9 protein-coding genes are annotated in these 11,607 nt (G+C 45.6%); 4 read left to right on the top strand and 5 right to left on the bottom strand.

Annotated features, from left to right (window positions below; all coding sequences use genetic code 11):
• Positions 1-86: 86 nt before the first annotated feature.
• Positions 87-806, top strand: a complete 720-nt coding sequence (locus R7Z47_RS01750) for a carbonic anhydrase (protein WP_005375106.1) — start codon at positions 87-89, stop codon at positions 804-806.
• A 72-nt stretch (positions 807-878) separates the two neighbouring features.
• On the opposite strand, the gene R7Z47_RS01755 is transcribed toward R7Z47_RS01750, so the two are convergent.
• A complete protein-coding gene (locus R7Z47_RS01755) occupies positions 879-1,982 on the bottom strand; it encodes a mechanosensitive ion channel family protein (RefSeq protein WP_005375107.1) in 1,104 nt (367 codons plus the stop codon).
• Positions 1,983-2,283: 301 nt separating this feature from the next.
• Here R7Z47_RS01755 and R7Z47_RS01760 point away from each other — a divergent pair, with 301 nt between their 5' ends.
• Positions 2,284-2,631: a helix-turn-helix domain-containing protein gene (locus R7Z47_RS01760; RefSeq protein ID WP_005375109.1), complete on the top strand. Its 348-nt coding sequence runs from the start codon at positions 2,284-2,286 to the stop codon at positions 2,629-2,631.
• Positions 2,632-2,721: 90 nt separating this feature from the next.
• Here the strand turns inward: R7Z47_RS01760 and lldD are convergent, their stop codons facing one another.
• On the bottom strand, positions 2,722-3,861 hold the full coding sequence (lldD, locus tag R7Z47_RS01765; protein ID WP_005383962.1) for an FMN-dependent L-lactate dehydrogenase LldD: 1,140 nt from the start codon (positions 3,859-3,861) through the stop codon (positions 2,722-2,724).
• Positions 3,862-4,176: 315 nt separating this feature from the next.
• Entirely contained in the window at positions 4,177-5,868 is a 1,692-nt protein-coding gene (locus R7Z47_RS01770) for an L-lactate permease (protein WP_005375111.1), read from the bottom strand.
• 162 nt (positions 5,869-6,030) lie between these two features.
• On the opposite strand from R7Z47_RS01770, the gene R7Z47_RS01775 reads away from it, so the two are divergent.
• Together R7Z47_RS01775 and R7Z47_RS01780 are read left to right on the top strand one after the other, a co-directional pair.
• The gene (locus R7Z47_RS01775; RefSeq protein WP_005375112.1) at positions 6,031-6,930 is read left to right on the top strand and encodes a LysR family transcriptional regulator; all 900 of its coding nucleotides are present in this window, start codon (positions 6,031-6,033) and stop codon (positions 6,928-6,930) included.
• Between the two features lie 120 nt (positions 6,931-7,050).
• Complete coding sequence (locus R7Z47_RS01780; RefSeq protein WP_262606617.1) at positions 7,051-9,084, top strand: prolyl oligopeptidase family serine peptidase; 2,034 nt, start codon at positions 7,051-7,053, stop codon at positions 9,082-9,084.
• 242 nt (positions 9,085-9,326) lie between these two features.
• Here the strand turns inward: R7Z47_RS01780 and R7Z47_RS01785 are convergent, their stop codons facing one another.
• Both R7Z47_RS01785 and R7Z47_RS01790 read right to left on the bottom strand, forming a co-directional pair.
• Positions 9,327-10,958, bottom strand: a complete 1,632-nt coding sequence (locus tag R7Z47_RS01785) for an ABC transporter ATP-binding protein (protein ID WP_017635486.1) — start codon at positions 10,956-10,958, stop codon at positions 9,327-9,329.
• Between the two features lie 85 nt (positions 10,959-11,043).
• Entirely contained in the window at positions 11,044-11,541 is a 498-nt protein-coding gene (locus R7Z47_RS01790) for a hypothetical protein (RefSeq protein ID WP_005375116.1), read from the bottom strand.
• Positions 11,542-11,607 lie beyond the last annotated feature (66 nt).

The raw sequence follows: 11,607 nt of genomic DNA on the forward strand, positions 1-11,607 counted from the left end.
TAGTTTTCACTCTGTCACTGCTTAATTTTGTGAGATTAGTATGGCTTTATTCTCACGGAATTTAACTTTCAGAAATAAGGAAAATGATGAAGAAGTCACTAACAACATTAGGTTTGGCACTGGTATTTACAGGAACAGCTTATGCAGCAAGCTGGGGCTACGAGGGAAACCATGGACCTGCTCATTGGGGTGAGTTTGCATCTGAGTGCGCAAAAGGTCAAAACCAGAGCCCAATCAACATTGAATCGGCGACCGAAGCGAAGCTAGAAAAATTGAATTTCGACTACGAAGGTAAGGCAATTTCACTGCTGAACAACGGTCACACTTTACAGACTGGTTTAGAAGGTAAAAACACACTCACCATTGATGGTAAAGAGTTTACGTTGAAACAGTTCCACTTCCATACGCCATCTGAAAACCATGTGGACGGTAAAGAATACCCTCTAGAAGCACACTTTGTGCATGCCGACAAAGTAGGTCATCTAGCTGTTGTCGCGGTGTTCTTTAAACTGGGTGACGCGAACCCAGATCTAGCTAAGATGCTAGCTAACATTCCAACTAAAGATCAAGACGTTACCATCAAGGTTCCATTTGATGCTGATGCCCTTATCCCAAGTGATAAAGACTACTACCGCTTTAACGGCTCACTAACGACACCGCCATGCTCTGAAGGTGTACGTTGGTTGGTGATGAAAGAAGCACAAACTATTTCTCCTGAGCAGATAAAATCTTTTTCGGAAGTAATGGGGAAAAACAATCGCCCAATCCAACCGCTGAATGCACGTATGGTGTTAACGCAACAATAACCACTTCATGCGAAGAAAAATAAAAAGCCCGCTTAAACACAGCGGGCTTGATTATTTGGGTATTGGTGAGAACTAGAAGCCGTGATCTTCTTGCTCTTCCGCTTTTACCATTTGTATAGGATCAAGCTTAAGCGTCTGAGTAGGGAACGCGATATCTGCATCGTGCTCTTTAATGATGTTGATTACCTTAAGCAGTATGTCCTGCTTAACCTCATGGTATCTCACCCAATTCACGGTTTTAGTAAAGGTATAGATAAAGAAGTGCAACGATGATGGACCGAATGTATCGAAGTTGACGATAAGTGTTTGGCGTGCATCAATGTCTTTGTGATTTTTCAGCATTTCTTTTACCGCGGTGATAATTTGCGGCATTTTTTCAGCATCGTCGTAACGAAGTCCAATTTTTTCGTAGATACGTCGGTTCAGCATGCGAGATGGGTTTTCTACGACAATGCTGCTAAACACTGAGTTTGGCACATACAGTGGACGCTTATCGAAAGTTCGGATAATGGTCATACGCCAGCCAATGCGTTCTACCGTCCCCTCTATTTGTCGGTCTGGAGAACGGATCCAATCGCCAACTTTAAATGGACGATCGAAGTAGATCATAAGACCTCCAAAAAAGTTAGACAGCAAATCCTTCGCCGCTAAACCGACGATCAAGCCACCAACACCACCGAAGGTAAGTAGGCCCGATAGTGACAGACCAAATGCCTGCATTACGGTTAGAATTCCGACGGTAATAAAGAACAGGCGCGCGACCTTAGCTATCGCTTGTACTGTTGTTTCATCTCGGTTCTTTTGTTCGAGAACATGCTCTTCAACATTGGTAATGAGCCGCATAACGGTCCATACGAAGATGCTGATGATTAAAATCAGTTTCAGCGTACTTAACCAGTTTATTTTATCGTTGAGCTCGCTCTCCAATATGATGCCAATAGAGACGGTTGCTGGCCAACACCAAATGAGTGTGCTGACGGGCGCTTTTAGCGCATCAAGCAACATGTCATCCCAGTGGAAGGGCGTTTTCTCTACGAGCGCAGCGAGGCGAGAGCGGATCAGCCGCCAAGCTATCCAAGCTATAAAGCTAGCGAGCGTAATGAAAAGGACGCTTCCACTCCAATTTTGATGAGACGTTTCAATGTAGCTTTGTAATTCGGTAAACCACTGTGGCATATGTAACTTATTTCTAGTGAACCATGGAAGGAAAGGTAGCAGATATTACTCCTTCACCCCAGTGATTTCCTTTAAATCATTTACTTATGTCTAAACCGCCCGAGATGGACTTTTCCTTCCAATGACAAGAGAGTTACCTTTACGTTTTGCTGAGCGACCGCCTCATGCATGTTCAGAGGTACGCTACCAATGATTGAGGGTTGATATTTGGACGATCAATTATAACTTCTCTGACTTATCGCTAACATTTATCTTAAGTAAGTGTGAGAGTGTATTGGCTCTTGAATTAGCGGAGGCAGATATGGAATTTACAGAGCTGGATCGAAACGCGCTCTACGACATCTGGATGTCACAAAAAGCCAAAATGCACATCACTCAAATGGAAATGGCGAAGCGCCTTGGTTTGAGTCTACACGAGTTTTCTGGCTTGTTACGTGGTAATTCTCCACTGACGCTAGGTTTTGTAAAACAGCTATGCGAGCAGCTACATGTACGTCCTGGTCAGGTGATTCCGTCTTTGACGGAGCGTGACCTATCTGCATCTGGTACCGTTTATTTACAAAATCGTGTGACGGTGGATGGCGATATCAGTAACGTGTTTATCGACGGAAACCAAGTCGTGATCGAGTACGTTCACCAAGTTAGCTAGCTTGCTCGTCAAATTATCGGGTTGAAGAGCAATAAAAAACGAGCCACTGTTGGCTCGTTTTTTCGTTTCTGTTTTGCTCGATTGCAAAGATTATGGGATTTTCACTAGCGAATCGCGTGAAAGATCCGCGATAGACTTAGCGCCAGTCAGCGTCATTGCTACACGCATTTCTTTATCGTACAGATCCAGTAGATTTTCAACGCCTGCTCCGCCTTGTGCTGCCAATGCGTACACAAATGAACGGCCAAGAAGCGTACAGTCTGCACCAAGTGCGAGCATACGAACGACATCAAGACCAGTACGAATACCAGAGTCTACGAAGATCTTAAGATCACCTTTTACCGCATCCGCAATGCTTGGTAGTGCTTTAGCACTTGAAAGTACGCCATCTAACTGACGGCCACCATGGTTAGATACCACAATGCCATCTGCGCCGAAACGTACCGCATCTTTCGCGTCTTCTTCATCTAGAATGCCTTTGATAACCATTGGGCCATCCCAAAAATCACGAATCCACTCAAGATCTTTCCAGGAGATAGAAGGGTCGAAGTTTGCGCCTAACCAGCCGATGTAATCTTCTAGCTTTGTTGGTTCGCCACGATAAGTTGAGATGTTACCTAAGTCGTGCGGTTTACCAAGTAGACCCACATCCAGCGCCCAGCTTGGGTGGCGCATCGCCTGGAATACACGACGCATGGCTGCGTTAGGACCACTCATACCTGAGTGCATGTCACGGTAACGTGCGCCAGGAACTGGCATATCAACGGTAAACACCAGCGTTGTTACACCTGCTGCTTTTGCACGCTCAAGTACGTTTTTCATAAAGCCACGGTCTTTAAGCACGTAAAGCTGGAACCACATTGGACGTTCAATTGCAGGTGCGACTTCTTCAATCGGACAAACCGAAACAGTCGACATAGTAAATGGGATGCCTTTTTTCTCGGCTGCTTTTGCTGCTTGCACCTCGCCTCGGCGCGCGTACATACCAGTTAGACCAACAGGAGCTAGCGCGATTGGCATTGCCAGTTTCTCACCGAAGATCTCGGTTTCGAGGCTCAAATCTGTCATATCGCGTAGGACGCGTTGGCGAAGAGCGACATCACCTAAATCGTCAGTATTACGCTTCAGCGTGCGTTCGTCGTAAGAGCCGCCATCAATATAATGGAATAGAAACGGGGGAAGCTTGGCTTTCGCGGCAGCGCGGTAGTCAGTAGAAGCTGAGATAATCATAATGGTGTCCTAGCGGTTATTCTAAGCAAAGTTGTGGAGCAATTTGCTCTTTCGTTGAGCCTTCATCGCAAAGCAGTGAAGACATCAAAATGAGTATAGTTACCTATGGTTCACTTACGTTTGAATCGGTGATGTTGGTAACCCATTTACATAATTGGTTGAAAAATTTTGTTAAATCACTCAATCAGTTATGCAAACTGGAAAGGGTGACACAGCTGTCGGGGGAATTGATGTAGCAAGCTAAATCAACATGTCGGGGTAGTAGTGCAGACAGCTGTGTCAAATTAGGCAGGGCTGTAAACCCTGCATTTCGCGTTACTTCATCAAGACATCTGTCATTTGGAAGCCATAAATCAGCACCAATCCAATAATGCCTGTCATTACAATGTAGTAGAACGTAGGGATAATCGTCTTACGCAATGTTGCGCCTTCACGACCAAGCAAACCTACCGTGGCTGATGCGGCAACAACGTTGTGAATCGCAATCATGTTACCTGCGGCAGCACCGACGGCCTGGAGTGATACAACAATCACACTCGAAATAGACAACGTTTGTGCCACTTCGAATTGGAACTGGCTGAACATCATATTTGATACCGTGTTTGAGCCAGCGATGAACGCACCCAGTGCACCAACGGTGGCACTCAGCGCTGGGAACGCAGAACCAACAAGGTCAGAGGCGAAGTTTGCGGTTGTGACGGGCATACTTGCTAGGTCAGCACCGTTGATGCCTGAGTTGATAAAGATACGAACCATCGGAATGGTAAATACCAAGACAAAACCCGCCCCAATCAGTGTTTTGCTTGACTCGCCAAACGCTTCACGCAATGGCTTTACACTACCGCTTTGTAACATTGCAGCAAGTAGTGCGACAAACACCAGAATGCCTCCAGGAAGGTATAACGGCTGAATCGCAGCGCTAACGCCAGTCTCACCAAGAATGTTGCTGAACGACAAACTTACGCTTTGTACAAAGCCTTTCAGCTCAGGGCTTACGCGGCTTGCGACGAGAATAACTGCCAGCATTACATATGGAACCCAAGCTTTTACGATGCTCATTGGCTTGCCCGGATTGTCGTTTAGATCGACTTTTAGCGAGCCTAACCACTCTGCAGGCCACTTGTCTTCGCTTTCGAAATCCCACTTAGTCTTTGGTACTAAGAAGCCTTTTTTCGCTGCGGTAACAACGATAGACAGACCAACCAAACCACCGATAAGTGAAGGGAACTCTGCACCTAAGAAAACACCGGTTAACGCGTATGGAACGGTGAAAGAGACACCAGCGAATAGTGCAAATGGTAGAATATCCAGACCTTCACTCCAGCTTCTGTTCTTGCCGAAGAAACGTGTTAACATCATCGCCATTAATACTGGGATCATCGTACCTACGACTGCGTGAATGACAGCAACGTGCGCTGTGATATCTTGCAGGTACATTTCCCACGTTGCACCTTGTGCGGCCAACGACTCACTGATGTTATGGGTGTCTAAACCTTTGTTTACACCTACGATGATAGGCGTGCCTACCGCGCCGAATGAAACAGGCGTTGACTGAATCATCATGCCCATAAGGACAGCGGCTAGCGCAGGAAAGCCGATTGCAACCAGTAGTGGTGCAGCGATTGCTGCCGGGGTACCGAACCCAGATGCGCCCTCAATGAACGAGCCAAAGCACCAAGCAATGATGATGGCTTGTACACGGCGGTCAGCCGAAATATCGGTAAATCCATTACGGATTGTGGTGATCGCTCCAGTGTGTTTTAAAGTGTTGAGCAAGAAGATGGCACCAAACACGATCCATAGAACAGAGACAGTAATGCCCAGTCCTTGGAATACGGAGGCCAGTACGCGATTGGCTGACATATCCCAAAACATTAGTGCGATAGCGACGGTTAGACCGAACGCAACAGGCATGGCTTTTTTAGCAGGCCAGTTGAGACCAACCAATAAGATGGCGGCAACAACAATTGGCGAAAATGCCACTAGGGCAAGTAGGGTTTCACTCATTTGTACATCCTTCGTACGCTGACTTCTCGAACGGTGTCAATCCGCTGTAGAGGTGACTTTTTGTTGTAATGGTTTTGTTAATTTGGCGTGAATTTACTCCTTTATTTTTTGTTGATATAGGGAAATAATGAAAATAATTAATTCCAAAAGTGACATAATGGTATGAGAGCAGACGACTTAATCCTATTTTCTCAAGTAATCGAACTTGGCAGCTTTAGTAAGGTTGCAGAGGCAAATAACCTTACAAATTCGGTAGTTAGCAAAAGAATGGCGAGGTTGGAGGAAGAAATAGGGGCTCAGCTATTATATCGAACAACGCGCAAATTAACCTTGACCGAGGCAGGTAAGGTGTTACTCCACAGTGCTAAAAATGTGAAGCAGGCCACTCAGGAGGCTATGGATGCTGTTGCAGGCTTTGGAGAGAATGTGAGCGGTCATATAAAAATGTCCGTGCCGTGTATCTCTGGAGATTTGATACTTGCTGATGCTGTTGCCGAATTTTGTAACCTTCATCCGGGTCTGACCGTGGACATGTCATTGGATAATCGCTTTGTCGATTTAGTGGCTGATGGTTACGATTTAGTCATTCGAACTGGCTACCTAGCCGACTCCAGTTTGATCGCACGACATATTCTCGATTCCCAATGGGTGGTATGCGCGTCCCCTTCTTATATTGCGAAAAATGGGAAACCGATCGAGCCGATTGATCTCACCACGCACAATTGTCTGCAATACGCTTACCAAACCACAGGTGCAACGGATTGGGAGTTTAAAGGAGAAGATGGCAATTACATCGTCAAAGTATCGGGCTGCTTTTCTACTGATAACGCGACCGCATTACGTAAAGCCGCTCTGGGCGGCCATGGTATTGCTTACGTCCCGCGCTGTTTGGTGTATCACGATATTCGTAATGGTCAACTGGTGGATATTTTTCCTGAATTAGTAGGTAAAAAGTTGGGTATCTACGCGGTGTATCCGTTTACTCGTCAACCACCGAACAAAGTAAAGCTGCTTATTGAGCACATTCGTGACCGGTACTTAACGATATCTCATTATTTCTAGGTTCTTCATAGATTTAAAACAATGTCGTTGAAATCAAAATTGGGTGCTCTAAGGTAATCACCGCAATAAAACGATTGAAGATAAACAACTTAATAAAAACAACGGAGTAACACGGACGTTATGCATTACCCAAAAACACGTAAAGATTCTGTCGTGGACACTTATTTTGGTCACGACATTGCCGACCCTTATCGCTGGTTAGAAGATGATCTAAGTGAAGAAACCGCACAATGGGTTTCGGGTCAAAATTCGGTCACCTTCGATTTCCTTGGTCAGATACCGTACCGCCAACAAATCCGTGACTTAGTGGCGAAGAGTCAAAACTACGAAAAATATTCCCAGCCATTTGTACGTGGTGACTACACCTACTTCTACAAAAACGACGGTTTGCAAAACCAAAGCGTATTGTATCGACGTAAAGGCGAGGGAGAAGCCGAGGTTTTCCTTGATCCAAATACTTTCTCCGAAGAGGGCACGACCTCTCTTGGCGAAGTCAGCTTCTCTAAAGACTATCGTTTGGTCGCGTATTCCATCTCGGAAGGGGGCAGTGATTGGCGTAAGATCTTTGTCATTGATACGGAAACCAAAGAACAGTTAGAGCCTGAGATTGTTGATGCGAAGTTTACGTCGATTTCTTGGCTGGGCAGCAAAGGCTTCTATTACTCAAGCTACGATAAGCCGCAAGGCAGCGAGTTGTCTGCTCGAACTGAGCATCACAAGGTTTATTATCATGAACTTGGTACACCTCAATCTGAAGATAAAGTGATTTTTGGTGAGTTGGATACGCAAGTTCATCGTTATGTGTCTGGTACGACGACGACAGATGATCGCTTCCTCATTATCTCTGGCGCAGAATCTACATCGGGTAATCGTCTGTTTTATATCGATTTACAGTCTGACTCCCAAGCAATTGTGACGCTGCGCGATACAACGCAAGGCGACACCTACTTAATTGATAGCCAAGACGCAACCTTGCTGCTTTACACCAACCTAGACGCGCCGAATGGCAAAGTTGTCAGCTACAACACTCAGACAGAACAATGGGCTGACGTGATTGCTGAACAAGAACAGCCGTTAGAAATCAGCAAAGGTGGCGGTTATCTGTTTGCGACTTATATGGTAGATGTGCTTTCTAAAGTGCAGCAGTTTAACTACCAAGGTGAGTGGATTCGAGATGTACAATTGCCGGGAGAAGGCACGGCTTATGGTCTGGCGGGTAAAAAAGAAGAAACCACACTTTATTACACATTCACTAACTACGTGACGCCTCCGACGATCTTCTCATTTGATGTTGAGTCTGGTGAATCGACACTGTTTCAAGAATCAAAGGCACCGTTCGATCGTAATGAGTATGAATCAAAACAGGTGTTTTACACCTCAAAAGACGGCACGCAAGTTCCGATGATCATTTCATACAAGAAGGGCATTGCACTTGATAGTAGAGCACCAACCATGTTGTATGGTTACGGCGGTTTTAACATCAGCCTCACTCCAATGTTTTCTGGCAATGTAGCCAACTGGCTAGAGTTGGGTGGTATATACGCTGTCGCCAACATGCGAGGCGGCGGTGAATACGGTAAAGCCTGGCACAACGCAGGCACTCAGCAGCAAAAGCAAAACGTGTTTGATGACTTTATTGCGGCGGCGGAATACCTGATTGAAAACGACTACACGAGCTCGGATCGCCTAGCGATTCGCGGTGGTTCTAATGGTGGTTTGTTAGTTGGAGCGTGTATGACGCAACGCCCTGAACTATTCAAAGTCGCGCTGCCTGCGGTTGGCGTGCTTGATATGCTGCGTTACCACACGTTTACGTCTGGAGAAGGCTGGAAGTATGACTATGGCACGTCGGAGCAAAGTGAAGCGATGTTCCAATACTTGCTTGGCTACTCTCCTGTTCACAATGTAAAAGAAAACGTGCAATATCCTGCGACATTGGTGACAACCGCCGATCACGACGACCGAGTTGTGCCAGCACATTCGTACAAGTTTATTGCGGAGCTGCAAGACAAGCAGCAAGGCGCTAATCCAGTATTAATACGCATTGATGTCAATGCAGGTCATGGTGCAGGAATGCCGCTGAGTAAGCAAATTGACCTCACCACAGACGTGTATGCATTTACGTTACATAATATGGGTATTGAGTCGATTTAATGCCCTAGTTGTTCGAAGCTTCTGAGAATAAAAAAATGCCGCGACAGTGTCGCGGCATTTTTCATGGTTGGGGGAACTCAATTCATACTGTTTGCCAGTATTTGAGCCAGGTTGACTAAGTCTGACCCTTGAACCAACCAGTCTCGGCGGCCAAACCGAAAGGCAGCTACGCCATTCTTAAGACAAGATGAATTTATCACCTTTTCTTAATCCTAGTTTATGAATATGAAACTGTGATGAACCTAAGCCGCATTGTGCTGATTTTCACTGTTTTCAAGATCAAATGAGGCATCTATCAGTTTTTTCGTGTAGTCATTTTTAGGGTTTTGGAAAATCTTTTCGGCCGTACCTTGTTCCATGACCTCGCCCTTTTGCATGACTAGAACACGATCAGAGAGTGCTTTAACTACTGATAGATCGTGGCTAATAAACAAGTAGCCAATATTGTGTTTTTTCTGCAAATCTTTCAGAAGGTCAATCACTGTCAGTTGCACCGAGCGGTCTAATGCAGAGGTTGGCTCATCAAGCAGAATAAACGAAGGTTCAAGGATCAGTGCTCGCGCGATAGCAATACGCTGACGCTGGCCTCCTGAAAACTCGTGCGGATAACGGTTGATGGACGCGGGATCTAAGCGGACCTCACGGAGCACGTCGCGCGCTTTCTGCATACGTTCTTTTTTACTCAACATTGGTTGGTGGACAGTTAATCCTTCTGTGATGATCTCGCCGATAGTCATACGAGGAGAAAGCGAACCATAAGGGTCTTGGAATACCATCTGAACGTCTTTTTTCAGCTCAAAACGTTCTTTGTTTGTCAGCAAGGCCATATCTTGGCCTTTGTATTCTATTTTGCCAGTTGAGGGCAGTAGACCTATCAAAGCTCGGCCGAGTGTAGACTTACCTGAACCGGACTCCCCAACGATCCCGAGGGTCTCTCCTTGTTTAAGCTCAAGAGAAATGCCTTTTACCGCTTCGAAGTACTCATTCTTGCTCGCAATAAAGTGCGACTTTACCAAGAATTTGACTCGTATATCGTCGGCCTTTAAAAGCTGTGTAGCACTTTCGCTAATAGGCTCCTTACTGCCTTTAGGAATCGAGTTGATTAGCATACGTGTGTATTCGTGCTTTGGGTCCTCGAAGAGTGTTTGCGTTTCGCCTTCTTCGACGACTTCTCCTTTACACATCACAATGACACGATCTGCAAAGTGTTTTACGACGCCTAAGTCATGAGTAATAAATAGGATTGCCATGCCCATCTGAGCCTGAATTTCTTTAATCAGGTGCAACACTTCTGCTTGAACCGTGACATCCAACGCTGTTGTAGGTTCGTCGGCGATCAAAATATCGGGCTCGTTAATCAGTGCCATCGCAATCATGATGCGTTGCAATTGACCACCAGAAAATTCGTGTGGGTACTTGTTGTACGCTTTTTCTGGGTTTGGCATATGAACCAATTCAAACAGCTCTAACACCTTTGCTTTTGCTGTTCGTCTGTCGACCGGGCGGTGACACATGATGGCCTCAGCGACTTGGATACCCACCCGCATGTACGGGTTTAGTGAGGTCATCGGCTCTTGAAAAATCATGCCAATGCGATCACCGCGAATACTTTGCATTTCACGCTCTGTTTTATCCAAGATGGAGCTACCCTCAAACATGATGGATGAGCTTTCATGCAAAATAGCGTTGTCTGGCAGTAGTTTCATCAGTGCATTGGTTGATACTGACTTGCCAGAGCCAGATTCGCCAACGATGGACAGCGTCTCGCCTGCTTTTAAATCGAAGCTAACATTCTTTACTGCATCGACGATCCCATCGTTTGTCGTAAAGCTGACTGATAGGTTGTTCACCGAAAGAATGGTTTTAGAAGACATCACAGATCCTTGTGGTTGATAAAGCAAATGATACTCAAGTAATGGACAGCACAAACCTAGCTGGCCTCAATGCTTGAGCTTTAGATTAATTATACAGGTGAGAAGGCGAAGATTTTGCCGAACTCATTGCTTGCAAATGTAAGAACTGCTCATGCGCGCGCGTTACGTGCTCGAGTTCTATCATCCATTGAGCATTACGTTGGGCAGAGCAAAATGCCGCCATGTGAGCTAACAAGTCTTCGCTCTGTTGACCAAGTAGGTGACCTACGCGCTCAATCAGTTCATGGCTCTCTAGCTGCAAAAATTGAAATAGCGCGTAAGTTTGATTGAGTATTGAGAACGCATCATGCTGTAAGCCGAGTTTGTTGAGAATCTCTGATTGCGTCACGCTGGCATCTCTAAGCCCCGTAATGAGACATACAAACTGGCAAGGTTTAGTTTGTGCATTTTCTAGCGCTAGATGAATGTGGTTGGGTAGATTGTTGAGCACGTCGTCATATAAACGATGAGCTTCTGGCCAATGGCCTTGTTCCATCAGTTGCTCCGCTTTTAAGTAGCGCATCCAGCATTGCTCAATATTCATATCCATCTCCACAACATTTGATTTGTTTAGATATTAAATGAAATTGATTATCAATTGCAAGTGCGT

It is taken from the genome of Vibrio sp. 1641 (genome assembly GCF_033339995.1).
Lineage (GTDB): Bacteria > Pseudomonadota > Gammaproteobacteria > Enterobacterales > Vibrionaceae > Vibrio > Vibrio alginolyticus.

Excerpts from the sequence above, each read along its gene's own strand:
- R7Z47_RS01780 (WP_262606617.1), top strand. The coding sequence starts at position 7,051 with ATGCATTACCCAAAAACACGTAAAGATTCTGTCGTGGACACTTATTTT.
- R7Z47_RS01775 (WP_005375112.1), top strand. The coding sequence starts at position 6,031 with ATGAGAGCAGACGACTTAATCCTATTTTCTCAAGTAATCGAACTTGGC.
- R7Z47_RS01755 (WP_005375107.1), bottom strand. The coding sequence starts at position 1,982 with ATGCCACAGTGGTTTACCGAATTACAAAGCTACATTGAAACGTCTCAT.
- R7Z47_RS01785 (WP_017635486.1), bottom strand. The coding sequence starts at position 10,958 with ATGTCTTCTAAAACCATTCTTTCGGTGAACAACCTATCAGTCAGCTTT.
- R7Z47_RS01750 (WP_005375106.1), top strand. The coding sequence starts at position 87 with ATGAAGAAGTCACTAACAACATTAGGTTTGGCACTGGTATTTACAGGA.
- R7Z47_RS01790 (WP_005375116.1), bottom strand. The coding sequence starts at position 11,541 with ATGAATATTGAGCAATGCTGGATGCGCTACTTAAAAGCGGAGCAACTG.
- lldD (WP_005383962.1), bottom strand. The coding sequence starts at position 3,861 with ATGATTATCTCAGCTTCTACTGACTACCGCGCTGCCGCGAAAGCCAAG.
- R7Z47_RS01760 (WP_005375109.1), top strand. The coding sequence starts at position 2,284 with ATGGAATTTACAGAGCTGGATCGAAACGCGCTCTACGACATCTGGATG.
- R7Z47_RS01770 (WP_005375111.1), bottom strand. The coding sequence starts at position 5,868 with ATGAGTGAAACCCTACTTGCCCTAGTGGCATTTTCGCCAATTGTTGTT.